This is a genomic window from Mesorhizobium sp. M2A.F.Ca.ET.046.03.2.1, assembly GCF_003952425.1.
GTDB lineage: Bacteria > Pseudomonadota > Alphaproteobacteria > Rhizobiales > Rhizobiaceae > Mesorhizobium.
Genome location: NZ_CP034449.1, coordinates 953,421 through 975,217, shown reverse-complemented (window position 1 = coordinate 975,217; position 21,797 = coordinate 953,421). Strand labels below are relative to the sequence as shown.

Sequence of the window (21,797 nt, the reverse complement as noted above, 5' to 3'; positions counted from 1 at the left end):
CTCCCCGAGGCCCGCCGAGACAGCTTTGTTCAGCTCCCCGCGGACAGCTTCAAGCATCGGGAGACCCGCGCCGATGAGTTGGACGGTCGCGATGCCGAAGCCACAGGGGTGGCTTCGGGGCATGGGTCACGAAACTTCCGCAGCCCTGAGCCTGAACATCAGGGCATCGGCTTCATTTGCTCGCCGCTTCGGCGATGACATCGGCGACTTCGCGCGGATGCGAGATATAAACCGCATGGCTGGCACCGGGCACCTCGGTGACCTTCGCACTTGCCCGCTTGTACATAGACCGCTCCGCCTCGGCGCTGATAGCCATGTCCAGCCCGGCCACGATGCCGTAGCTTGGCTTGGTCTTCCAGGCCGCGTGCTGCGTCTTGGTTCCGAGGATCTTCGCCGAAACCGGCACCTGCGAGTCGGTCATGAAATCCGTCTCGGCTTTGGACAGGTCAGCGGCGAATCCCGCCCGGAACTTCGCGGGGTCGAACAGCAGGAAGCCGTCAGAAGTCGCCTTGAACGCGTCCGCGGTCGGACTCGGCCACTTCTCAAACACATCACCTACGCCCTCGCCAACATCCGGGACGATGGCCGCGACATAGACAAGTGCCGAAACCTTCGGGTCGACGCCGGCTTCGGTGATGATCTGACCACCGTAGCTGTGGCCGACGAGGACGACCGGCCCATTTTGCTGCTCGATGGCGCGGTGAACCGCCTGAACGTCATCCGCCAGCGAAGTGTTCGGTTCCTGAACGACCGTGACTTTCAAGCCCTTGGCGACCAAGCGCTCATAAACGCCCTTCCAGCCGCTGCCATCGACCAACGCGCCATGGACCAAAATCACATTTTGGGCCGGCTGCGCGAAAGCGGAGGGCGCGCCGAACACCACCGCAAGAGCCGCAGCACCGAGATAGAGAGACTTGAGAGACATTTGCCGATCCTTCCGAATGACATGGGGTGATACACGAGAGACGGTCCGACCGACCGATGGTGGGAATCTAGGTGCTTAGATTTGTTCTTTAACTGACATAAATGTATTCTCGGCGTTCAGTTTTGTGTGGGCGGTCTCATGGAATGGAGTGACGTCAGAATCTTTCTTGCTATTGCGCGATCCGGCACGCTAGGCGGCGCCGCGCGTTCTCTTCAGACAAGCCATCCGACCGTCGGCAGGCGCCTTCGTGCACTTGAGCAGGCGATCGGTCACACGCTTTTCCAGCGGACTGCGGACGGTCTTGTTCTGACCGACGAGGGCCACGGGATCATCGCGCTGGCGGAGCAGATGGAAGAAGGCGCGCTGGCCATGGAGCGCCGGCTTGCGGGGCAGGAGCAGAATCTCAAAGGCAGTCTGCGCATTTCGTCAGCGGACTGGTTCGGGGCCTATGTCCTGCCTCCTATCCTGGCGGATTTCTCCAGGGCCTATCCCAATGTAGACGTCGAAATCCTGACCGGCACACGCCTGTTCAACCTCGCCCAGCGGGAGGCCGACGTCGCTTTTCGCATCGTTCCGTTCGACACTGCCGATGTCGTTCAGCGGCGGCTCTTCAGGCTCGAATACGGCGTCTACATTGCCGAGGAGGCGCCTGATCCCAAATATGGCGATGGGACCGGTTTCCGGCTGATCACCCATGACACATCCACGGGCCATTTCCCTGACATCGCGTGGCTCATCGAGAGTTTCCCCAACGCGAGACCGGTCCTGCGGTCGAACAACCGCAACGTCCAGGGGCGTATGTGCAGGCAAGGCGTCGGCATCGCCGTCCTGCCCCGCGTGGTCGGCAATCAGATCCCGGGTATCCGCAGGCTGGAACTGCCGACGTCGCCGCCAGCGCGAGACATTTGGATGGGATACCACCGGGACCTACGGCGTCTTCAGCGTCTTCGCGCGTTCATCTCGACGGTATCGGACCATCTCGTGAACGCGACCGCATGATGTGCGGCCCTGAAATGGCTCAACGTTCCCGGTGCCGAGGACCACGTCTTTCCCGGTTGGGAGTCTGAACCGGTGCATCAGCACAAAAGCACCGCGTCAGACCAGGGCGCACACCGTCTTCGTCTCGAGATAGTTCTCCAGGCCGGGCGCGCCGTTCTCGTAGCCCCAACCGGACTGCTTGTGACCACCCTTGGGCAGCTCCGGCGAGAAGTAGGAATGGCAGTTGATCCATACGGTGCCGGAACGGATGCGCGCAGACAGACGATGCGCGGTGGAGAGATCGCGCGTCCATAGGCTGGCGGCGAGGCCATAAGGCGAGTCGTTCGCAAAGGCGATTGCTTCGTCGGGATCGTCGAACGGCGTCACGGCGACGACGGGTCCGAAAATCTCCTCGCGCATCATGCGCATCCGCGGCCTGACGCTTGTGACCACGGTAGGCTCGAAGAAGGTGCCCGTTCGCTTTCCGCCGACAACGATGTCGGCGCCGGCTTGCTCGCCTTCCGCGACATAAGCCGCGACGCGTTCGGCCTGGACCGCGTTGACCAGCGGCCCGAGATCGGTATCGGGGTCGAGCCCGTGACCGAGCCTCAGCTTCTTCGCTTCCGCCGTCAGCCCCTCTATCAGGCGGTCGCAGATCGAGCGATGGGCGTAGACGCGCGAGCCGGCGACGCAGACCTGGCCGGCATTGGCGAAGATGCCGCGCGCGATGCCGGGGATCGCGAGCTCCATATCGGCATCGGGCATGACGATGGCCGGCGACTTGCCGCCGAGCTCGAGCGTGAGCTTCTTCAGATTGCCGCTAGCGGCAACGACGATCAGCTTGCCGACCTCGGTTGAGCCGGTGAAGGCGACCTTGTCGACACCCGGATGCGCGGCAAGCGCGGCGCCGACCGTCTCGCCCGGGCCGGTGACGATATTCACGACGCCGGCCGGCAGGCCGGCCTCGATCAGGAGCTCGCCTAGCCTCAGCGCCGTGAGCGAGGTCTCCTCCGCCGGCTTCAACACCACGGTGCAGCCGGCAGCCAGTGCGGGCGCGAGCTTCATCGCCGCCATCAACAGCGGCGAGTTCCACGGCGTGATGGCCGCCACCACGCCGATCGGCTCGCGCGTCGTATAGGCGAAGATATTCTTTCCCACCGGCTGGTGCGAGATGGAGGTGGGAATGGTCGTGCCCAGGATCTTGGTGGCGCAGCCGGCGAAGTAGCGGAACTGCTCGGCGGCTGCCGGTATTTCGCCGAAGCGCGCGGTCTTCAGCGATTTGCCCTGGTCGAGGGTCTCGAGCTCAGCAAGCTCGTCCGCTTGGCGGTCGATCGCCTCGCCGATCCGCCACAAGAGCTTGCCGCGCGCGGAGGGCGTCATGCCGCGCCAGGCATCGCTCTCGAACGCGCAGCGAGCCGCCCCTACGGCCCGGTCGGCATCCTCCGCGGTGCCTTGCGCAAGCTTGGCGAGAAGGCGTCCGCTGGCGGGATCGGTGGCCGGCATGGTCGCGCCATCGGAAGCGTCGTACCATCGGCCGCCGATCAGGTGCTGCAGGCGTTGTCGCGCGAGAAAGGCCTTCACGCCTTCGTGCCTGGGATCGCTGTTGCGGATGGCGATGGTCAAGGCCCGGGTTCCGTTTTTCAGCCGTGTGTCGGTTGCGGAGCGCTGCGGTCCGCCATTGCCCTGGCGGCGGCGAGCGCTCCACGGATGATGGAGTGATAGCCGGTGCAGCGGCAGATGTTGCCCTCGAGCGCCGCGCGGATGGCGGGCTCGTCGGCGTCGAGGTGCTCACGCAGCAGCGCCGTGAGCACGATCGTGAAGCCCGGCGCGCAATAGCCGCACTGGAAGGCATTCTCCTCGGCAAGCGCGCTGCGGACGATGGCCGCCTCGGGCAGGGCGTCGAGACCTTCGGGCGTGAGGATGTCCGCGCCGACGATCTGCCATGCCATCAGCAGGCAGGAATTCACCGGCCGCCCGTCCATCAGCACGGCGCAGGCGCCGCAGCGGCCGATGCCGCACGCCTTCTTGTTGGCCGTCAGGCCCAGCCGCTCGCGCAGCATGTCGATGAGGCGCATGTCCGGCGGAACCTGCATCGCCGTGTCCGCGCCATTGAGGCGAAAGGCGACCGCAATCGTCTCGATCATGCCGCCGCTCCCAGCGCGTCGAGCAGCCTTTCGGCATCGAAGGGCGCGGCGTGCGGCCAGACGCCGGTCGCGTCGGCAACCGCATTGGCGATCGCCGGCGTGACCGCGCCGATGCCGAGCTCGCCGGCGCCGCGCGGCCCGAACGGGTCGCCGGGGTCGAGGTCCTCGAGCGCGCAGGTTGCGACGGATTCGGGCGCGTCGGCGATGCTGGGCATCATGTAGGTGTCCAGGTTGGCGGTGACGTAGCGGCCGTCCTGCATGGCGGCGTGCTCGGTCAGCGTGAAGCCGACGCCCTGCAGCCCGCCGCCTTCGATCTGGCCGAGATAGGCGGCGAGATCGAGGATTGGCCCGGCGGCGGTATGCTGGCTGAGATCGAGCACACGCACCTGCCCAGTGATGCGGCTGACGGCCACTCGCGCCAGGGCCACGCCGAAGGCGAAGATCATTCGGGCATTGCCCTCGAAATAGTCAGACTTGGGAAACTCGAAACTCGTTGCCGCGAACGGCAGTTTTTCGGGATCGAGCCCTTCCGCCAGCGCGGCGAAGCTCAGCAGCAGCTCGCCGCTGTTCGAATGGCGCTCGACGATGCCGCCCGGTGCGATCGCCACGGTTGCAGGCTTCCGGCCGAGGCGTTCGGCCGCGCGAGCGAGGATGCGCTCGGCCAGCACCGGAGCCGTCTCCGCCGCGACCTTCCACACGACGAAGGCGCCGCGCGACGCCGTGGTCGAGCCGGATTCCAGGGTCCGGCCCGTATCGCCGGTCACCGGCCTGATGTCGTCGCGGCCGCAGCCCAGCGCGGCGGCGACAGCAGACCTGATCGAGGTCAGCAGGCCTTGGCCCATCTCGTCCAAGCCGTAGAGCGCCTCGATCGCGCCGTCGGCAGCGAGCCGCAACGCGCCGCCTGCGGGGTCGGGCGGCAGCGTGCCCAGCCCGTTGCCCTGGTAGCTCATCGCCATGCCGGTGCCGACGATCTCGGAACCATCATCGGACGGGCCGCGAGGCTTTTGCCAGATCGGGTCGGCCGCGGCGGCCTTGAGCATTTCCTCGAGGCGCTCGGACGGCGCGACCACCTGGCCGAGATAACCCCGCGTGCCAGGCTTGCGCATATTCCTGCGGCGGATTTCCAAGACATCGAGTCCGCATTCCGCCGCCAGCCGGTCCATCTGGCATTCGACCGCGAAAGCCATCTGGTTGGCGCCGAAGCCACGGAAGGCGCCGCAGACCCCGTTGTTGGTATAGGCGAGCCTGCCCGACGTGCGAACATTCCGAACCACATAGGGCCCGCAGGCGTGTTCGAGCGCAGTTTCCAGGACCGCGGGCCCAAGCGAGGCGTAGGCGCCGGCGTCGGAGATCACATCCACCCATTGGGCAAGCAGCAAGCCGTCCGCATCGCAGGCCGTGCGCATGCGGATATTCATCGCGTTGCGCTTGGCGCCGGCAAGGACGGATTCGGCGCGGTCGAGTTGCAGGCGCACCGGCCGACCGGTCCTGAGGGCGAGCAAGGCGAGCGCCGGCTGCACGGTCAGCTCGTCCTTGCCGCCGAACGCGCCTCCCGTCGGACTGGTCACGACCCGGATCTTCTCCTCCGGCAGGCCGAGGACGCGCGAAAGCTGCAGCCGGTCGCGCAGGCCGTACTGGCCGCCGGCACAGACGTTCAGCGTTCCATCCGAATCTACGAGGGCATGGCCGCCTTCGGTCTCCATGAAACCGTGCATCTGGCGCGGCGTTTCGTAGACGGCCTCGACGACGTGGGCGGCGCGGGCAAAACCCTCGGCGATGTCGCCGCGTTCGAAGCCGAGGGAGGTTTGCAAATTGCCCGCCGAGTGCACGGGCTCGGCGTCGGGTGAAAGCGCCTGCTCCGGATCGGAGACGACGGGCAGCGGCGCATAGCGCACCTGGATGAGGCCGAGCGCGCGCTCGGCGGTCTCGGCATCGACTGCCGCCACCGCCGCGACGGCATCCCCGACATAGCGGACCTTGTCGAAGCAGAGCGCCGGCTGGTCTTGCACGACAATGCCGAAGGCGTTGCTTCCGGCGATGTCACGATACGTGACGACTGCCGCGACGCCGGGCAAGGCATCAGCCGCGCTTGTGTCAATGGCGAGAATCCTCGCGTGGGGAATGGCGGCGCGCAAGATCCGACCCACCAGCATGCCCGGCTGGCGATGGTCGGTCAGGTATCTCAGCTTGCCCTCGATCTTAGCCGGCCCGTCTGGGCGTATGTGCCAGCGTTCTCCGGCGGTGGAGCGCGTCAGCCGGATTTCGCCGGCCGGCGGCGTGGCGGGGCGGGCAGCCGGAGTGGAGGGCCTGGAGGGTTGCGCGTCAGTCTTGCCGCCACCCAGCCCATGCACGAGTGCGTTGGCAGCAACCTTGCGGCGATAGCGGGCGGAACGGAAGGCATCGTCCGGCGCGACGATCTCGCCCTCGATCGCCGCCCGCAATGCGTTCCAGTCGACGCCGGGAAACGGCTGGCCGACGAGCAGGGCCTCGGCTCCGCCGAGCCGGGCCGGCGTCACCATGCCTCCGCCGACGGCCAGGCGTGCGGCTGCGACACGGCCGTCGACGATCTCGATCATGCCGGCGGCGCCGATCACGCTCGGCGTGAAGGCGGCGCGTAGACCGATTTTGCGATGCGTCCAGCGGACATGTGCATCGGGAACCGGGACCGTGATCGCTTCGATGATCTCGCCACCGGGCTCCTGACGCAGCCATTCGGAAAGCGGCAAGGTCCGGCGTCCCACCACGGAGGAGCTTTCGACACGGGCGTCGAGCGCGAGCAGGGCAGGGAGCAGGCAGCCGGTTCGGCCGGCAACGTTGCCGCCGGCCGTCGCCAGATTGCGGACCGCCGGGCCTGCGGTCGCGCGGAGTGCCGCGGCGAGCAATGGCAGCTCTTCGCGCACGGTCGCGTCACGCTCCAAAGCGCCCAGCGTCGTGAGTGCGCCGATCCGGAGCCCGTTGCCGGCAAGGGTAATCCCCTTCAATCCGCCGATCTGGCCGATGTCGACAAGGCTGCGCGGCTTCGGCAGGCCTTTCGCCCACTCCAGCTGGAGCGCGGTTCCGCCGGCGACCAGTCTCGCATCGCCGCCGGCAAGCATGGCCAGCGCGTCAGCGATCGATGCCGGGCGAAGCACCTGCACGGTCAGTGCGCTCCCGTCGTTCCGAACCGCAGGCCCTTCTCCTTGAGCCAGCGACGATAGGCGACCGAAGAGCCGTCCGCCCGCGTCGGGATCTCCAGGCGCGGTTCGAGCGGCAGCAGGAGGGGACGCTGGTTCTCGACGATGATCCGGTCCTGCAGGAAGATCACCTGCTCGAAATTGAGCAGCGCCGTGTCGGTCGAGGTCGCGTCGACGAGGTACATGACAGGCTGCGCGCGGCAGAGATCCTCCTCGATCGGCTGGATGAAGAGGGCGATGGCATCGAGGCGGTCCGGCGCGCTGGGGCAGACGCGGTAGAGCATCACCACGAAGGGGCTTGGCACGCGGTAGGTGAGCCGCACGAAATCGCCGGAGCTTTCCGTCGCCGCGATGCGCGGCTGGAAGAAGGTGCAGTTGGTGGCCCAGACCTCGTCCACGTCGCGGCGGATCTCGCTCAGATAGCGCGGCACCTCGGTGTGCGGCTCCGAGCCGAGTATGTCGGTGTGCACGAAGGGGAAATGCGCCATGTCGAGGAAATTTTCCACGACGCGCAGGCCGGAGGCGCGCATCCTGACCCAGCCGCAGGGCACGAAGCGGCGGTCCGCCTCATGGCTTTCGGCGATGTCGAAGATGTCCTTGTTGGGCCGGCCGAGCGTCGTCCAAATGCAGCCGTAGCGCTCCTGCGCGGGCAGGGCGCGGCTTCTTCCGCCGTCGTTCAAGATTTCACGGATGACCGGCACTCCGGCCTCGTCGCGGCAGAGCTCGATGTCCTGGCCGAGCAGGCGTGTCACGACCGGAGCTTGTCCGAGTTCCGCGGCGGTCGCCACCGCGTACCATTCGTCGAGCGCCGCCCTGTCGGTCGTCTTCATGGCTCCGCTCCGTTCAGTCGGTCCATTGCCGGATGCCGCCGGCATTCTCGGCGAGGAAGGCCGCTCGCCGGGCAAAGAGGCCGGGCGCCACCTTACGGACTTCCGCGATGATTTCACCCAGATCGGCGGTCTTGAGCTCGCCATCCTCGACGACGATCTGGCCGTCGATCATCGTCATAGCCACGTCGCTGCCGCGCACGGCATGGACCAGATTGTGCTGCAGGTTGAAGTAGGGGCCTTCGCCGTAGAGGGGCGTCATGCGCGGCGTGTCGGCGCGGACCGCGATGATGTCGGCGCGTTTGCCGGGCTCGATCGAGCCGATCTCGGCGTCGAGCCCGATCGCCTTTGCCCCGGTGATCGTCGCCATGCGCAGCACCTGCCAGCTGTCCATGGCGGCGGCGTCGAGGTCCTTGAGCTTGCCGAGCAGGGAGGCGACCTTCATCTCCTCGAACATGTCGAAATTGTTGTTCTCCTTCTCGCCGTCCGTGCCGATGCCGACCGCGACGCCGGCGGCCAGCATCTCGCCGACCAGCGCGATGCCGCTGGCGAGCTTCATGTTGGAGACGGGGTTGTGCGCGACCGACACGCGGCGCTTCGCGATGAATTCGATCTCGGCGGAATCGAGCCATACGCCATGCGCGATCATGGCGAGCGGCGTTTCGAAGAAGCCGAGATCGTCTAGCACGTACATCGGCCGCTTGCCGTAGCGTCTCTCGAATTCGGCGAGCTCGATCCGGGCTTCGCTGCAATGGGTGTGGAAGCCGGTGCCGTGCTTCTTCGCCAGCTCCACGGCGCGGCGCTGCCCAGCCTCGTCGGCATAGAAGAGATGCTCGAGACCGACCCATACGTTGACGCGGCCGCCGGCCTTGCCATGCCACGTCTCGATCATCGCCTCGTTCATGTCGAGCGTGTCGAAATAGTTGTAGTCCGGATGCTCGCCGACATAGGGCACGGCGACGAGCCGGTTGCCGATCGCTTCCGCCGCCTTGGCGCTGCCCTCCATGAAGCGCCACATATCGACGACCGCGGTCGTGCCGCCGAGCACGGATTCGGCGTAGCACAGCCACGAGGCGGCTTCCGCCTCGTGCGGCTGCAGCACCCTGTGCATCGGGTTGATGTGCAGCGTCAGCCAGTCCCAGACCGGCAGATGCTCGGCCGTGCCGCGCAGGAAGCCGGAATGCGCATGCGCGTTGACGATGCCCGGCATCAGCACGCTGTCGGCGATTTTTTTCACCGGCGTCGACGGGTTGTCGGCCGAGATCTCCCGCAGCTTGCCGACCGCGGCGATGCGACCGTCCTCGATCAGCACGGCGCCGTCGGCGATGACGCTGTTGGTTGCGTCCATGGTGAGCAGATGGTCGCCTGCCAGGATCATGCTTTCACTCACTACGTTCCCCGTATCCGTTCGTGCCTCGTCCTCACAGCCAGGCAAGTTTCAGGCCGCCTGCAGGATGAAGTCGGCCGCGCGTTCCCCAATCATCGTTGCCGGCGCATGGGTGTTGCAGCTCGGTATGATCGGGATCACCGACGCATCGGCGACGGTGAGTCCGCCCATGCCGCGCACCGCGAGGCGGCTGTCGACCACGGCCTCCTCGTCCTCGCCCATGCGGCATGTGCCGCAGGTGTGGAAGAAGGTCGAGCAGGCGTCGCGGACGAAGGCAACCGTCTCCTTCCGCGACAGCCGCCGGTCGGGCGCGGCGAAGCCGGCGAAGACATGCGCGTTGGCGCGCGCGGCTGCCATCTCGATAACGGCCTCGACCGCCGTGACCATCGCCTCCAGATCCTCGGGCTCGGCGAGGAAGTTGGGCTGGATCTCCAGTGCGCCGCCTGGCCGGGCTTCCAGCAGGCGCAGATGGCCGACGCTCTTCGAGCGCATCACGCCCGCGCCGAAGGAGAAGACGTCGCCCGAAATCTCGTAGCGGGCGCGGATCGCCGGCTCGGCGCTGTTGCCCTGCACCGGGAAGGCATGAAGGTCGGCCTGTGGCAGGTCCGATCGCGATTTCCAGTTCACCATCGAGCCGCCGCTATTGCCGGTCACGGGCCCGAGCGGCCGTTTCGCCCGGAAGACGCAGGCCTGCGCCAGCGGATGATCCTGGAGGTTGCGGCCGACGCCGGAAAGCGCGTGAACGGTCGGGATGCCGATCCTGCCGAGCTCGGCCGGGTCGCCGATGCCAGCGAGCATCAGCAGGCGCGGCGTGTCGATGGCACCCAGCGCCAGCACGACCTGTTCTCGCGCGCGGTTCTCCCGCTCCGCTCCGCCGACGAGATGGCGCACGCCGGCGCACCGGCCGTTCTCCACCGTCAGCCCGACGGCAAGCGATTCGGTCAGGACGGTGAGGCGCGGATGGTCGAGGATCGGCAGCAGGTAGCCCTGCACGGCGCTCCAGCGCCGGCCGCCGGCGATGTTGAAGTTGGCGGGGGCGGCGCCTTCGTTGTCGGGACCGTTGGGATCGTCGATGACCGGGATGCCCAGCTCCGCCGCGCCGTCGATGAGCGCCTGCGCCACGGGGTGCATTTCGGCCGCGCGCTCGATGCGCAGCGGTCCGCCCGCGCCGCGCCATTCGCTGGCGCCGTCCCGCCAGTCTTCGCAGCGGCGGAAGTATGGCAGGCAGTCGGCGAAGCTCCAGCCCTTCGCGCCGGCGTCTTCCCAGGCATCGTAGTCGCGCGGATGGCCGCGATACCACATCATCGCATTGATGGCGCTGGAGCCGCCCAGCACCTTGCCGCGCGGGATGCCGATGGTGCGGCCGTTGACGTGGGGCGTGGGTGCGTAGTCGTAGCCCCAGTCATAGGCGCCGCGCCCAAGCGGCACCCATTGCGCCGGATCGTCGATCTCGGCGATGCCGATGCCGGCCGGCCCTGACTCGATCAGCAGCACCTCGGCGCCTGCGTCCACCAGCCGCCGCGTCACCGCTGCGCCGCCGGAGCCCGCGCCGACCACGATGACGTCGTAGGAAGGTTTGAGCGGCCTGGGGGGAATGGCTGGGGCGGAGGCGATCATGGGCCGACTTCAGTTGTGCTCGCTCGGACCCATGATGGTCATGCCTTCGGTCGCCTCGACATGGCGCACGAAGATGTATTTGTCCTCGCGGCCGTCGCTGTGCTTGCGCTTGATGTCGGGCTGCACCGTACCCGACACCTTTGCGACGATGATGTACGGCTTCCCGGCGGCCAACCCCGCCTTGCAGTGGGCGTCGAACTCGTCGAGCGTGCGCACCAGATAGGCGTCGTCGACCCCGGCGCCGCGGGCGATCGCGGCGAGGTCCACCCGGCCGAAGGCGGTGTGGGTCGGCGGGCCGCCGATCGACAAATACTGCTCGTTGTCCCAGACGACGACCAGCAGGTTCTTCGGCTGCTCATTGCCGAGCGTGGCGAGGATGCCGAGATTGAAGAGCAGGCCGCCGTCGGTGTCGAGCGAGACGATGCGGCGGTGCGGCAGGCCGGCCGCCAGCCCGAAGGCCTGGGGCGTCACGCAGCCGAGCTGCTGCTGGAAGAGGCTCGCCTCGCGCATGTGCGGCGCGGCGTTGTACCATTCGTCGACACTGCCGCCGAGCGACAGGATCACCAGCTCGTCCTTCAGCCGGGCAGCGAGCGCCTTCATGCAGTCGAAGCGTTTCATCGCACCACCTCGCCGCCGAGCGCGACCGCCGAATGGTAATAGGACGCGTAGGACCAGGAGTAGGCGTCGGCGATCGCCCGTTCGATCTTTTCCTCCTCGCGCACGACGCGGTAGGGGATGCGCAACGCGTCCAGCACCGGCTCCATGGTGATGCCGTGGGGGATGGCCCACCAGTTGTTCTCGCCGAGCTCGCCGCGGTAGCTCATTAGCATCACGACGGGGATGCCGGCGCCCAGGCCCATGCGCGCCAGCGGCTCGACCGAGGCCCTGAGTCCCGAGTTCTCCATCACCAGCGCGGCCCGCTTGCCCGACAGGAACACGCCGCCGCAGATGGCCGCGCCCTCGCCCTCATTGGTGACGCGGATCGTCCTGATGTCGGGATCGGCGTCGAGCGCCGGGTAAAGTTCCTTGAACAGCGAATCCGGCAGGTAGCAGACGATCGACACTCCTGCTCTTTTCAGACCGCGAATGACGGCGTACACCGCGCTTTTCTTCATGCGAATTCTCTCCTGCCGGCGCAGGTTCGCAGAAAAGGAGATGTTCCGAATAGTGCAAAAGCAAGCCGCAATACGATGCGCAAAACGCAACAACTGGCCGCGGTCGTCATCGACCGTTTCCGAGCCGCTCTACCGTCCGCGCCAGTTGCGTGGCAAAGGCGGAGGCCGCGTCCGACATCTCGCGCTCCGGCCGGGTCAGCAGCATCAGCCGGCGCGGCGGTATCTTGGCATCATGCAGCGGGACGAAGATCAGTGTGCCGTCGGCGACCTCCGCCTCGACGCCGATGCGCGTCTGCAGCACTGTGCCGAGATTGAGCTTGGCCAGCTCGATCATCAGTCCGATCGAATTGGTTCGGGAGCGCCGTGTCAGATCGATGATCGAGCGGCTGATAGCCTCCTCCACCGAAAGCCCCAGCGCCAGGCTGCCGTCTGACAGGATCACGCGCTCGCCGGAAAGGTCGAACAGCTTCAGCTCTTTGCGGCCGGCGAAGCGGCTGTCCGGATGCGCGACCACGCCGAGCGGCAGCGTGGCTGCCGCGATCTTGCGCACGCTGCGCGGCACCTGCACGTCGAAGGCGAGCGCAAGCTGGCAGTCGCCCTCCGCCACGGCATCGCACGCCTGCTGCGAACCCGCGACCCGCACGTCGACCGTGATCAGCGGGTGACGCTCCCAGAACTCCTTCAGCGCGGCCGGCATCAGGCCACGCGCGACGCTCTCGACCACGGTCACGGAGACGCCGCCGCGGTTGAGGCCGCGCAGGTCGTTGATCTCCGACCAGGCGCGGCCAAGCTCGGAGGTGCTCACCTTGGCGTGGTAGAGCAGCAGCTCACCCGCGCTGGTCAGCTTCAGGCGTTGCCGCACCCGCTCGAACAACGGCGTGCCGATCTCGTCCTCCAGCGCCTTGATGAGGCGGCTGATGGAGGACGGCGCGACGTTGAGCACCTGCGCGGTCTGCCGCACCGAGCCCAGCCGCGCCACCAGCTGGAAATAGTGGATACGCGGCGAGACGAGGCCGAGGCGATAGGGATCCACTCAGGCCGCCTCGAAGGCCGGCACGATTTCCATCTCCGGCACCAGCACGAGGCCCTTGTCGGTGATGCGTATCTCCGGGATCACGGAGAGCGGGATGAGGTTGAAGCCCATATAGGGGATGGAGCAGCCGGCCGCTTCCCATTCGCGCTTCAGCACCTTCATCTCCTCCGCAACCTCGGTGACGCGCTTGTCCGACAGAAGCCCGGCGATCGGCAGGTCGACCATCGCGGTCACCTTGCCGTCATGGACCACGCAGACGCCGCCCTGCTTCTCCTCGAGCGCGCGCAGCGCGACCTGCATGTCGGCCTCGTTGACCCCCGCGACGATAATGTTGTGGCTGTCATGCCCGACCGAGGATGCGACCGCGCCGCGCTTCAGCGCGAAGTTGCTGAGCAGCCCGTGCGCGACATTGCCGGCGGACTTGCCATGCCGTTCCACCACGGTCACGAAGCAGAGCCCGTGCCGGTCGAAATGCGTCTGCCAGTCGTTCGCCGGCTCGAGCGTGATCCGCTCGTGGCCGAGCGTGATGCCCGGCAGCTCGGTCCGGATGGTGTGCGCCACGACCTTTTCGGTCGGAAGGTCCGGGGTGAGCTTGATCGCCTTCGGCAGCTTCACCGTGTGGTAGGCCGCCTCGGGATAGCGGTAACGCTGCGACAGCGCTTGGTCGAGGACCGGCGTGATCCTGCGGTCTTCGACGACCAGTTCGCCGCCGTACCAGGTGTTCACCGGCTTGTAGGAATCGTCGAGCAGCATGAGGTCGGCCCGCCGCCCACCGCCCAGGCCCCCGATCTCGCCTTCCATGCCGAAGCGCGTGGCACCGTGCAGCGAGCCCATCGCCCAGGCCTGTTCCGGTTTCATGCCGGCTCTCATCGCCTCGCGCGTGACCCAATCGAGGCCGAAGAGCAGCAAATCGTCGGCATCCCGGTCGTCGGTGCACACGGCGACGCGCTTGTGCGAGGCGCCGAGCTCGGTGATCGTCTTGATCGCCTGCGGCAGCGAGTGCCACGGCGTCGTCGGCGGGCCGCCGCGCAGGAAGAGCCAAATGCCGGCTTCCAGCATGTCGTCGGCGATCTCGCGGTCGATCGCCTCGTGCGTGTCGGTCACGCCGGAAGCGGCATAGGCCGCCACGAATTCGCGGCCGTAGACGTGCCCTGAGACGGGGCGGCCGCGCTGGAGCGCCGCGGCGAGGATCGCATGGCTGCGCTCGTCGCCCATCGCCACCTGCACGAAGTCCATCTTTTCGCCGAGCGCCACCGCTTCCGGCCATTTGTCGAACAGCGCGCCGATCTTTTCCGCCGTCAGGTCGCCGCCGGCCGTTTCGAGTTGCGGTGAGGTGGCGGGCACTGTGCTGGGCACCGTCAGGAAGATCGACAGCGGCGCCTGGCGGGCATCCTCCAGCATCGCTTCGACGCCGGCCACGTCCATCACGTTGCCGATCTCGTGGCTGTCGCAGAAGATGGTCGTGGTGCCGTTGAGCAGCGCGGCCTCGGCATAGGCGCAGGCCGTCACCATCGACGATTCGATGTGGATGTGCGGATCGACCAGTCCCGGCGCGACGATGCCGCCCTTGGCCTGGTAGACCCTGGCGGCGGTCCCCTTGTAGGTGCCGGCGGGCTTCACCGCGGCGATGCGCCCGCCCGAGATCCAGACTTCCCGGTCTGCCAGGATGCGTTCGGAATAGGTCGACAGCACGCGCGCCCCGGCAATGACCAGGTCGGGCTCCTGCCTGCCGAAGGCGACGTCGGCCAACCTCCGCGTCATGGTAGAGAGCGGCTGTACCGAGAAGCGGCTGAGAGTGTTCATGACTTTTCTGCCTTCTGCCTTGGCGCCTGCGCTTCAATAATAGTCCGGGATGCCCGGCATGGTCACGAAACCGGGGAGCGAACGGACGCGCCGTCCCCAGCGCCGCAGCCCGGCATATTCATCGTGGTCTATCCCGAAATCGCGGCTGAGCGCGAAGGCCGGAAAAAGCGCGATGTCGGCGATCGTGGGATGGCCGGCCGCGAACCAGTCGAGGCCCTCGTAGCCGCGCGCGATCATGTGGTCGTCCATGATGCGCAACAGCTTGCCCGCCGATGCCTGCAGCGCCTCGCCGTCGCCCGGCGTGTCGAACAGGGAGTTGCGGCGCGCCTCGCCCGCGACCGCCAGCGCGCCGGCCGAAAAGACGAGCCACTGCATGACGCCGGCGAAGTCGGCGCCCTCCGCCGGCAGCCATCTGCCAGCGGCGTCATTGGCGCGGGCAAGATGCGCAAGGATCGCTTCGGCGCCGAACAGGGTCAGGTCGCCGTCCTTCAGAATTGGCAGTGTGCCGAGGGGGTTCATGGCGAGGAAGGGCGGCGTCGTCTGCTCGTTGCCAGGGAAGGCGTTGACCGCGATCGGCTCCCATTTGAGGCCGAGCATCGAGAGCGCGAGCCGCACCTTGTAGCAGTTCTCGTCGAGCTCGTAGTTGTAGAGGACGATGCCGGCCATCACGCGGCCACCGCTGCTGCCGGCTGCGTCTCGATGCGGTGGCGCAGTTCGGCCGTCCAGGCCAGGAAATGCGCCTGTCCCTTGCCGGCATAGCGTGCGGCAGGTCCGGCGATGACGACATGCAATGCCGTGCGCTCTCTGGAAAGGCTATGCAGGCCGAGGAGCAGCATGTCGTTGCCAACGGTCAGCGCGTAGAGACGGCCGTCGATCTGGCGGAGGACGGAGGCTGCAGCCTCGTCGCTGAAAGGGCGCGACGGTGTCGTCTCGATCGCAGCCAGCACCGCGTCAATGGCTGCGCCGAAAAAGACACTGCGCACCGGGACGGTCTCGCCGGCCTCCTGCGGGGCAGGGGGCGCGGACTCAGTCGGCTCGGTGGCCACCCAGATCATGCCAGCCACCTCGACCGTCTGGAAGACCGGCACCCTAATGCTCCCCGGCACGTCCAGCTCAGGATGAGCCGGGATGTAGCGGCACTGCCCGGCCGTGTCGTACTGCCAGCCGTGATAGAGGCAAGCGATGTGGTCGCCACGCACGAAGCCGAAGCTGAGCTTCATGCCGCGATGCGGGCAACGGTCTTCCCACACATGCGGTGCGCCTCTGTTGTCGCGCCAGACGACGAACTCCTTGCCGTCGATATGCGTGCCGGCCGAGCTCCCCGGCTCAATCGAGGCCGACAGTGCGACCGGATGCCAGACACCCGCGGTGGTCATCGTTCTTGTTCCCCATTGGAAATGCTGTGGAGTCTGGTGCGCTCATAGTCGAGCACGAGGCAATCGAGCGGGCCGAGACTGCACGCCATCTCGAACGCGTCGACGAGGTCGGGCTGGCCCGAGACTTCGACGGTGAAGCGGTCGGCGGCGACGCTCCTGATCGCCATCTTCAGGTCGAGCTTCTCCGCCCGCCGGTCGCAGAACTCGGCGAAGCTGGGCGGCACCAGCCGTCCGATGAAGGACAGCCGGGCGGTTTCGGTCGAGACCGCCTTCACTCCAGTCCTCGCTGCTTCATCGCACCACACACGCTGCCTACAATCCCAGCCATTTGCACAATTTTTAGGCAATATTGCTTTCTGTCTAATTAGGCATCATTTTGGGGCTTGTGCAAGCCAAATTTCCCTGACATCTGTTGCGTAAGGGAGAATTGAAGGCACGGAAAACGACGAAATAGTCGAACAACTTCGTGTTGAGTGGGTGTCCCGCAACGGCCTGAAAGAGCCGGAAGGGAAATGAGGCAGATGGCGCCGTTGGCGACATTGTGCCTCGCAATGGGGAAGGCTGATGTCTTTGGCGAGCTTCGTTCAGCAGCTGCCCAAGGTCGAGTTGCATCTGCATCTCGAGGGCGCCGTTTCCGCCTCTACCTTCGCCGATCTCGCCGCTTTGAATTCGGTCGCGCTGCCCAAGCCGACAGCCGAGCTGTACAGCTACGACAACCTGCCCGATTTCCTGAAAATCTACGACCTGGTCTGCGCCTCGATCAAAAGCGCCGCGGACTTCTCGAGGATCACCTTCGAGGCGCTGGAGCGCTGCGCGATCGCCGGCGCGCGCTACGTCGAGCTCTTCTTCAGCCCGCATGCGCATCTCGCCCACGGCGTTTCCTACTCCACCATGCTCGGCGGCGTCCTCGACGGGATGCCGCGCGCCAAGGAAAAATATAGGGTCGTCTGCAAGCTCATTCCCGCGCACAGCCGCGAACTCGGACCGGAACGCGGCGAGCAGTTCCTGGATATCGTGCTCGCCGAGCGCGTGCCCGACGTGATCGGCATCGGCCTTGACTACAACGAGGCGCCGTTTCCGCCGGCTCCCTACGCGAAGATGTACGAGCGCGCGCGCTCAGAGGGGCTGAACGTCACCGCCCATGCGGGCGAATCCGGCCCGGCCGAGAACGTTGCCGACAGCATCGACCTGCTCGGCGTGCGCCGCATCGACCACGGCTACCACGTGGTCGACGATCCCGCGCTGGTCGAGCGCTGCAAGGAAGCCGGCATCGTCTTCACCTGCTGCCCCAGCACGACGTTGGCAACCACGGTCTGGCGCGACCTTGCGGCTCCTCGCCACGCGATTCGGCGCATGATCGAGGCTGGCCTCAACGTCACCATCCATTCCGACGATCCGCCGATGTTCGCCACCACGCTCGACCGCGAATACGCGCTGGTTTTGGACAATTTCGCGCTCTCGCCGGAGGCGCTGAAGAAGATCGCGCTCGCCGGCCTCGAGGCCGCATGGCTCGACAACGAAACCAAGCAGGCATGGATGTCCGAATGGTCGGCGGAAATCGATGGCCTGCTGAAGACCGAACTCCTCCCAAACTGACCGCCGTGTATCGCGCAAAGGATAGAACATGATCAGTATCGAGAAGCTTTCCCGCCGTGGATTCCTCAACATGGGCGCCGCCGCCGCCGCCTCGCTCCTGCTGCCCAGGACGGGCCTGATCGGCGCCGCGCGCGCCGCGGCGCCGCTGCCTGCCGTGGCCGAGGAAGATGCCGTAATCGGCTTCGGCCATGTAGGCCCGGTCACCGACGAAGGCTGGACCTGGGCGCATCACCAGGGCGTGCTGGCCGTGCAGAAGGCGTTCCCCAAGCTGAAGAAGGTGCTTGAGGTGGAGAACGTGCCGTACTCGGCGGATGCCACCCGTATCTACCGCCAATTCGTGAGCGAAGGCGCCAATCTCATCTTCGACACATCCAGCACCGGCGACTTCCTGCACGAGGTTGTGAAGCGGGCGCCCGACGTCGGCTTCATGGAGTGCGACGGCCGCACCACGATGGACAATCTCGGCTGGTACTATCTCAACCATTGGTACCCGACCTATGTGGTGGGTGTTGCCGCCGGCCATCTCAGCAAGTCCGGCAAGCTCGGCTATGTCGCCTCCTTCCCGGTTCCGTCGGTGTTCAGCGGAACCAACGCCTTCCTGATGGGCGCGCGTTCGGTCAATCCGAATGCCACGCTGCAGGCGGTCGTCATCAACTCCTGGTTCGACCCGCAGGCCGCCGCGCAGGCCGGCACCGCGCTCATCGACAATGGCTGCGACTTCCTGTTCGGCATCATGGACGAGGCCGCCTATCTGCAGGTCGCCGAGAAGCGTGGCGTCTGGGCAGCGATGTGGAACACCGACATCCGCCGCTACGGTCCGAACGCCTACGTCTCCTCCATCATCATCGACTTCAAGGCCTTCTACGTCGACCAGGTGAAGAAGCGCCTGGCCGGCGAGTGGACGTCGAGCGAGAACCTGTTTGCGATGGGCAAGGGCATCGACCGCGACGCATGGGGCGAGAAGGTCCCAGCCGATGTCGCCAAGGCGGCCGATGAGGTCCGGCAGAAGATCATCAACGGCTGGTCGCCCTTCGCCGGCGAGATCAAGGACTCGACCGGCAAGGTCCGCGTCGAGGCCGGCAAGACCATGACCGACCTCGATCTCTACTACTGGGATTGGTCGATTGAGGGCGTCTCGGGCCTCAGCGCCTGATGACCTGCCATAACGCAGCGCATTGCGGCAGACCGGCATGAACGCCACGCAGGACCGCTACATCGCGGCGCCGGGAACGGCGCCGCTGGTGCAGCTGAAGGGTATCGCCAAATATTTCCCGGGCGTCGTCGCCAACCAGGACGTCGATCTCGACGTGCTTCCGGGAGAGATCCACGCGCTGCTCGGCGAGAATGGCGCCGGCAAGTCGACGCTGATGAACATTCTCACCGGCATCTACCAGCCCGATGCAGGCGAGATCACCATCGACGGCTACGCCAAGGAGTTCGCCACGCCGCTCGACGCAATCGCGGCCGGCATCGGCATGGTGCACCAGCATTTCAAGCTGGTGCAGGCCTTCACCGTGGCCGAGAACATCCACCTCGGCTGGAGCGAGACGCCCCGGCTTGCCTCCGCTCGTAAGCTGGAGGCGCGGACGAAGGCGCTGGCCGAACGCTTCAACCTGCATGTGCGTGCGGACGTGCGCATCAACGAGCTTTCGACCGGCGAGCAACAGCGCGTCGAGATCCTGCGCGTGCTCGCCCGCCAGGCCCGCATCCTCATCCTCGACGAACCGACGGCAGTGCTGACTCCGGCCGAGGCGCGCGAGCTCTTCAAGGCGCTGCGTGAATTCACCTCGCGCGGCAACGCGGTCATCTTCATCAGCCACAAGCTGGACGAGGTGCTGGAAATCTCCGACCGCATCACCATCCTGCGCGGCGGCCGCAGGATCGCGACGCACGACACATCCGAGTGCAACCCCCGGATGCTGGCGCGGCTCATGGTCGGCCGCGACATCGTGCTCGCCGACATGCGGCAGCGGCCGCCCGGCGCGGCGCCCCGGTCGGCGGAGCCGATCCTGAGGCTGGAAAGCGTCTCGGCGCTCGACGACGGCGGAAAAACTGCGCTCCACGACATCACCCTCGACATCCATGCGGGCGAGATCGTCGGCATTGCCGGCGTCGCCGGCAACGGGCAACGCGAGCTCAGCCACGTGCTCACCGGACTCCGGCGCATCGCCTCGGGACGCATCGTCGTGGACGGCGCGCCGCTCGGGGCGGGGGATGCTGCTGCGTTCAGCGAGCTCGGCATCGGCCACATCCCGGAGGACCGGCTGCGCAGCGGGCTGGCCCCGGCGATGAGCGTCGCCATCAACGCCGTGATGCGCGAATACAAGAAGCCGCCCATCGGCTCCGGCGGGCTCTATCGCTCGGGCGCCGCGACCCTGCTTGCGCGCGAGATCGCCAAGGCCGCGGACGTCGCCGTGCCGGACTTCGCCATGCCGGTCCGCAACCTGTCGGGCGGCAACCAGCAGCGTCTGGTGGCGCGCCGCGAGATGCGCATCGCCCACAAGGTGCTGGTCGCCGCCTATCCCAGCCGCGGGCTCGACGTCGGCGCCATCAACACGATGCTGCGCTACATCGTCGAGCTGCGCGACGCAGGCGCCGGCATCGTGCTTATCTCGGAGGACCTGGAGGAACTCCTCAACCTCTCCGACCGCATCGCCGTGCTCTATGAAGGCCGGCTCATGGGCGCGCTAGACAACGACAAGATCGACGTCGAGCAGATCGGCCTGCTGATGGGCGGCCGCATCGTGCGGAAGGAGGCGGCGTGATGCTGCAGGGCCTGCGCCTCCAGCGGCTGCCATCCGTCCAGCCTGGCATCGCGCTCGCCATGCGCGCGCTGGCCATTGCCATCGTGGTGCTGGCCGCATCCATCGCGCTGCTGGTGGCAGGCGAAGACCCGCTCGCGCTGGGCGCGCAGCTCGTCAGCGCCACCTTCAGCTCCACCTTCGGGATGGAGGATTTCGGGCTGCTCGTGATCCCGCTGATCCTCACCGGCCTGTCGGTGGCGGTCGGCCAGCAGATCGGGACCTGGAACATCGGCGCCGAAGGACAATTCCTCGTCGGCGCCTTCGCAGCCACCGCGGTCGGACTGTTCGTGCCCGGCCCTGCCTGGCTCATCCTGCCGCTGATCATTGCCGCCGGCGCGCTCGGGGGCGTCGTCTGGATCCTGGTCCCCACACTGGCGCGCGCCTTCGTCGGCGTGAACGAGCTGATCACGACGCTGCTGCTCAACTTCGTGGCCGCGCTGCTCGTCTACTACGTCTCGACCGGCCCGTGGCGCGACCGCGTCGGCATGTCCAACTCCTCGACGCCGCGGATCACGGTCGAGATGCCCGAATTCTGGGGGCTGATTCACTGGGGCCTGCCGATCGCCATACTGATAGCGCTGGCCGCCGCCGCGATCCTCGCCTTCTCCCGCTGGGGTTACGAGGTGCGGCTGTCCGGCTCGAACCCTTCGGCCGCGGCCTATGCCGGCATCGCGGTGGGGCGCCACATCATCACCGTGATGCTGCTGTCGGGCCTGATCGCCGGCGTCGCCGGCGCCTTCGAGCTCGCCGGCACGGTGCACCGCCTGCAGGGCGGGATTTCCAACAACTTCGGCTATCTCGGTATCATGGTCGCGGTGCTCGCTCGCAACTCCTGCGTCGGCGTCATCTTCACCGGCATACTCATGGCCTTCATCCTCAACTCCGGCATCATCCTGCAGACACAGGGCATCACCACCTCCGCGGTGCTGGCGATGACCGGGGCGATCCTGTTCCTGACGGCGATCGGCGACGAGCTCGCGCATTACCGCATCCTCCGCACCGCGTCGACGAGAGCATAG

General features: G+C 66.8%; 19 protein-coding genes. 5 read left to right on the top strand and 14 right to left on the bottom strand.

The genetic code is table 11. The features are described from left to right. Positions 1-172: 172 nt before the first annotated feature. Entirely contained in the window at positions 173-880 is a 708-nt protein-coding gene (locus tag EJ072_RS04730; RefSeq protein WP_245467186.1) for an alpha/beta hydrolase, read from the bottom strand. 183 nt (positions 881-1,063) lie between these two features. Between EJ072_RS04730 and EJ072_RS04725 the strand changes: the two genes are divergently transcribed. Beyond that, positions 1,064-1,924, top strand: a complete 861-nt coding sequence (locus EJ072_RS04725; protein ID WP_126083504.1) for a LysR family transcriptional regulator — start codon at positions 1,064-1,066, stop codon at positions 1,922-1,924. Between the two features lie 96 nt (positions 1,925-2,020). Here the strand turns inward: EJ072_RS04725 and EJ072_RS04720 are convergent, their stop codons facing one another. The 13 genes from EJ072_RS04720 to EJ072_RS04660 all read right to left on the bottom strand — a co-directional run bounded on the left by EJ072_RS04720 (position 2,021) and on the right by EJ072_RS04660 (position 16,653). After that, positions 2,021-3,526, bottom strand: a complete 1,506-nt coding sequence (locus EJ072_RS04720; protein WP_126078780.1) for an aldehyde dehydrogenase family protein — start codon at positions 3,524-3,526, stop codon at positions 2,021-2,023. A 17-nt stretch (positions 3,527-3,543) separates the two neighbouring features. Further along, positions 3,544-4,047 carry a (2Fe-2S)-binding protein gene (locus EJ072_RS04715; protein WP_189343215.1) on the bottom strand — a complete coding sequence of 168 codons (504 nt, stop codon included), beginning with the start codon at positions 4,045-4,047 and terminating at the stop codon, positions 3,544-3,546. Further along, on the bottom strand, positions 4,044-7,184 hold the full coding sequence (locus EJ072_RS04710; RefSeq protein WP_126078779.1) for a molybdopterin cofactor-binding domain-containing protein: 3,141 nt from the start codon (positions 7,182-7,184) through the stop codon (positions 4,044-4,046). Before EJ072_RS04710 ends, EJ072_RS04715 begins: the two co-directional genes overlap by 4 nt. Before the next feature lie 2 nt (positions 7,185-7,186). After that, entirely contained in the window at positions 7,187-8,050 is an 864-nt protein-coding gene (locus tag EJ072_RS04705; RefSeq protein WP_126078778.1) for an aromatic ring-hydroxylating dioxygenase subunit alpha, read from the bottom strand. A gap of 13 nt (positions 8,051-8,063) precedes the next feature. Continuing rightward, entirely contained in the window at positions 8,064-9,437 is a 1,374-nt protein-coding gene (locus tag EJ072_RS04700; RefSeq protein WP_126078777.1) for an amidohydrolase, read from the bottom strand. Positions 9,438-9,485: 48 nt separating this feature from the next. After that, on the bottom strand, positions 9,486-11,051 hold the full coding sequence (locus tag EJ072_RS04695; RefSeq protein WP_126078776.1) for a GMC family oxidoreductase N-terminal domain-containing protein: 1,566 nt from the start codon (positions 11,049-11,051) through the stop codon (positions 9,486-9,488). Positions 11,052-11,060: 9 nt separating this feature from the next. Next, positions 11,061-11,669, bottom strand: a complete 609-nt coding sequence (locus tag EJ072_RS04690) for a thiamine pyrophosphate-dependent enzyme (protein ID WP_126078775.1) — start codon at positions 11,667-11,669, stop codon at positions 11,061-11,063. Next, entirely contained in the window at positions 11,666-12,166 is a 501-nt protein-coding gene (locus EJ072_RS04685) for a thiamine pyrophosphate-binding protein (RefSeq protein ID WP_126078774.1), read from the bottom strand. The genes EJ072_RS04690 and EJ072_RS04685 overlap by 4 nt, the downstream gene beginning before the upstream one ends. Before the next feature lie 106 nt (positions 12,167-12,272). Continuing rightward, a complete protein-coding gene (locus EJ072_RS04680; RefSeq protein WP_126078773.1) occupies positions 12,273-13,199 on the bottom strand; it encodes a LysR family transcriptional regulator in 927 nt (308 codons plus the stop codon). Further along, positions 13,200-15,002, bottom strand: a complete 1,803-nt coding sequence (locus EJ072_RS04675; RefSeq protein WP_126078772.1) for an adenine deaminase C-terminal domain-containing protein — start codon at positions 15,000-15,002, stop codon at positions 13,200-13,202. Between the two features lie 33 nt (positions 15,003-15,035). Beyond that, complete coding sequence (locus tag EJ072_RS04670) at positions 15,036-15,668, bottom strand: glutathione S-transferase family protein (RefSeq protein ID WP_126078771.1); 633 nt, start codon at positions 15,666-15,668, stop codon at positions 15,036-15,038. Beyond that, positions 15,668-16,378 carry a Rieske (2Fe-2S) protein gene (locus EJ072_RS04665; protein ID WP_126078770.1) on the bottom strand — a complete coding sequence of 237 codons (711 nt, stop codon included), beginning with the start codon at positions 16,376-16,378 and terminating at the stop codon, positions 15,668-15,670. The genes EJ072_RS04670 and EJ072_RS04665 overlap by 1 nt, the downstream gene beginning before the upstream one ends. Then, complete coding sequence (locus EJ072_RS04660) at positions 16,375-16,653, bottom strand: hypothetical protein (protein ID WP_245467185.1); 279 nt, start codon at positions 16,651-16,653, stop codon at positions 16,375-16,377. The genes EJ072_RS04665 and EJ072_RS04660 overlap by 4 nt, the downstream gene beginning before the upstream one ends. 289 nt (positions 16,654-16,942) lie before the next feature. On the opposite strand from EJ072_RS04660, the gene add reads away from it, so the two are divergent. The 4 genes from add to EJ072_RS04640 are packed head-to-tail and all read left to right on the top strand — an operon-like array spanning position 16,943 to position 21,797. Further along, the gene (gene add, locus EJ072_RS04655) at positions 16,943-17,974 is read left to right on the top strand and encodes an adenosine deaminase (RefSeq protein WP_126078769.1); all 1,032 of its coding nucleotides are present in this window, start codon (positions 16,943-16,945) and stop codon (positions 17,972-17,974) included. Positions 17,975-18,002: 28 nt separating this feature from the next. Further along, positions 18,003-19,127, top strand: coding sequence for a BMP family ABC transporter substrate-binding protein (locus tag EJ072_RS04650; RefSeq protein WP_126078768.1), 1,125 nt, complete (start codon positions 18,003-18,005; stop codon positions 19,125-19,127). Positions 19,128-19,164: 37 nt separating this feature from the next. Then, entirely contained in the window at positions 19,165-20,739 is a 1,575-nt protein-coding gene (locus EJ072_RS04645) for an ABC transporter ATP-binding protein (RefSeq protein ID WP_126078767.1), read from the top strand. Then, the gene (locus tag EJ072_RS04640; protein WP_126078766.1) at positions 20,739-21,797 is read left to right on the top strand and encodes an ABC transporter permease; all 1,059 of its coding nucleotides are present in this window, start codon (positions 20,739-20,741) and stop codon (positions 21,795-21,797) included. The genes EJ072_RS04645 and EJ072_RS04640 overlap by 1 nt, the downstream gene beginning before the upstream one ends.

Bases quoted from the DNA above. Each gene is read 5' to 3' on its own strand.
- EJ072_RS04725 (WP_126083504.1), top strand. From the start codon at position 1,064: ATGGAATGGAGTGACGTCAGAATCTTTCTTGCTATTGCGCGATCCGGC.
- EJ072_RS04715 (WP_189343215.1), bottom strand. From the start codon at position 4,047: ATGATCGAGACGATTGCGGTCGCCTTTCGCCTCAATGGCGCGGACACG.
- EJ072_RS04705 (WP_126078778.1), bottom strand. From the start codon at position 8,050: ATGAAGACGACCGACAGGGCGGCGCTCGACGAATGGTACGCGGTGGCG.
- EJ072_RS04695 (WP_126078776.1), bottom strand. From the start codon at position 11,051: ATGATCGCCTCCGCCCCAGCCATTCCCCCCAGGCCGCTCAAACCTTCC.
- EJ072_RS04690 (WP_126078775.1), bottom strand. From the start codon at position 11,669: ATGAAACGCTTCGACTGCATGAAGGCGCTCGCTGCCCGGCTGAAGGAC.
- EJ072_RS04685 (WP_126078774.1), bottom strand. From the start codon at position 12,166: ATGAAGAAAAGCGCGGTGTACGCCGTCATTCGCGGTCTGAAAAGAGCA.
- EJ072_RS04675 (WP_126078772.1), bottom strand. From the start codon at position 15,002: ATGAACACTCTCAGCCGCTTCTCGGTACAGCCGCTCTCTACCATGACG.
- EJ072_RS04670 (WP_126078771.1), bottom strand. From the start codon at position 15,668: ATGGCCGGCATCGTCCTCTACAACTACGAGCTCGACGAGAACTGCTAC.
- EJ072_RS04665 (WP_126078770.1), bottom strand. From the start codon at position 16,378: ATGACCACCGCGGGTGTCTGGCATCCGGTCGCACTGTCGGCCTCGATT.
- add (WP_126078769.1), top strand. From the start codon at position 16,943: ATGTCTTTGGCGAGCTTCGTTCAGCAGCTGCCCAAGGTCGAGTTGCAT.
- EJ072_RS04650 (WP_126078768.1), top strand. From the start codon at position 18,003: ATGATCAGTATCGAGAAGCTTTCCCGCCGTGGATTCCTCAACATGGGC.
- EJ072_RS04645 (WP_126078767.1), top strand. From the start codon at position 19,165: ATGAACGCCACGCAGGACCGCTACATCGCGGCGCCGGGAACGGCGCCG.
- EJ072_RS04640 (WP_126078766.1), top strand. From the start codon at position 20,739: ATGCTGCAGGGCCTGCGCCTCCAGCGGCTGCCATCCGTCCAGCCTGGC.